Source organism: Mycetocola sp. CAN_C7 (assembly GCF_015752285.1).
In the GTDB taxonomy this organism is placed as follows: domain Bacteria; phylum Actinomycetota; class Actinomycetes; order Actinomycetales; family Microbacteriaceae; genus Mycetocola_A.
In genome coordinates this window covers 1-1,426 of the sequence record NZ_JADOUY010000017.1, presented here as the reverse complement: position 1 = coordinate 1,426, position 1,426 = coordinate 1, and the positions used below count along the sequence as shown (strand labels likewise).

Below are 1,426 nucleotides of genomic sequence, written 5' to 3'. Positions count from 1 at the left end.
GGTGACGTCCCGCTGAGTGGTGGAATTTCTCGACACCGTGCGGGTCAGTGCTTCTAGCTTATGCGGCGGCGAGTTCTGGGAGGATCACCGCCTCGTCGATGACCGCGATCGGGTTGTCCATCGTGGTCAGTTCGAGCATGGAGGCTTCGGAGAAGTAGCGGCGTTCGCCGGCTTCCCATTCGTCGTGTTGCTCGATCAGGACTGACCCTGCGAGGCGCAGCAGGGCTGCCGTGTTGGGGAACACGCCGACGACGTCGGTGCGGCGTTTGATCTCCTTGTTGACGCGTTCCAGCGGGTTCGTGGACCAGATCTGGCGCCAGTGCCGGCGTGGGAATGCGGCGAAGGCGAGGAGATCGGCTTCCGCATCGGTGAGCATGACGGCAACCTTCGGGTGCGAGCGTCCGAGCATCGTCGTCACCTCCGTGAACTGGCTGCGGACGTGCTCGGCGTCGGGCTGGGCAAAGATCGTGCGGATGATCGACGCGACCATATCCTGGCTGCCTTTCGGGACCACCGCGAGCACGTTGCGCATGAAGTGGACTCGGCATCTTTGCCACCCGGCACCCTGGAACACAGTGCCGATCGCTTTCTTCAGCCCGGCATGGGCATCAGACATGACCAGGCGCACTCCTTCGAGACCGCGGGTCTTCAACGAGCGAAGAAAGCTGGTCCAGAACTCCTCGTTCTCGCTGTCGCCGACATCGAAGCCGAGGACTTCGCGGCGTCCGTCGGCTGCAACTCCGACCGCGACGACAACAGCTTGGGACACGATCCGGTGCCCGACCCTGGCTTTGCAGTAGGTCGCGTCGAGGAACACATACGGGAAGTCCTGGGAGCTCAGGGTGCGGTCACGGAACTGGGCGACCTCCGCGTCCAGGCCCGCGCAGATCCTCGACACCTCGGACTTGGATATCCCGGTGTCGGCGCCGAGGGCTTTGACAAGGTCGTCGACTTTGCGGGTCGAGACGCCATGGACATAGGCCTCCATCACGACCGCGAACAGCGCCTGATCAACGCGGCGGCGCCGCTCCAACAGTGCGGGGAAGAATGACCCCTGGCGGATCTTCGGGATCCTCAAATCCAGATCACCCGCCGTCGTCGTCAACGTCCGGGACCTGGTCCCGTTGCGGTGAGTCGTGCGGTCACCGGAGCGCTCGAACGGCGCGGCGCCGATGAACGCGGTCGCTTCCGCATCGATCAGCTCCTGATACAACGTCTCGGTCGCGGAACGGATCCTGTCGGTGACATCGGTGAGCTTCAGTTGAGCAAGCAGATCGAGCAGGGCAGACTGGTCTAGAGCCATCGTGGTTTGTGTCCTTCGTGAGTAACTTTGATCGGTTCTCACTGACCATCCCACGATGGCTCACCACGTCGACAATCCGACGCTCAGAACCCCGGAAACCACACCACCCCAGGGGACGTCACC

1 protein-coding gene is annotated in these 1,426 nt (G+C 63.1%); it reads right to left on the bottom strand.

Going from position 1 to position 1,426, the window contains the following annotated elements; translation table 11 throughout:
- Positions 1 to 58: 58 nt before the first annotated feature.
- Entirely contained in the window at positions 59 to 1,303 is a 1,245-nt protein-coding gene (locus IWX78_RS16295; RefSeq protein WP_196834689.1) for an IS256 family transposase, read from the bottom strand.
- Positions 1,304 to 1,426 lie beyond the last annotated feature (123 nt).